General features: G+C 40.4%; 1 pseudogene. It reads left to right on the top strand.

Annotated features, from left to right (window positions below):
* Positions 1-218: pseudogene (locus V6260_RS19050) on the top strand (PhoH family protein); the annotation flags it as partial.

Genomic DNA, 218 nt, shown 5'->3' with positions numbered 1-218 from the left:
AAATTATCCACCGCGACATCTTTTTTAAAGTAACAGGAAAACTGCACTCAAGCGCTGAAGCCGTAGAGATCCTAAAAGACTTATACGTGAGTACTCAACCTGTTCGTGGTGATATTGGTGAAATAGAACCCGACAACGTACATTTAGCCATTACCCAATCAAAAGCCCTAGAGCAAGATGTACCACAACTTGCTTACGGCAAAGAAATGAACATTAAA

It is taken from the genome of Pseudoalteromonas aliena (assembly GCF_038155085.1).
GTDB lineage: Bacteria > Pseudomonadota > Gammaproteobacteria > Enterobacterales > Alteromonadaceae > Pseudoalteromonas > Pseudoalteromonas aliena_A.
Note: the sequence above shows the minus strand (reverse complement) of the source record. Positions and strands in the feature narration are given on the sequence as shown.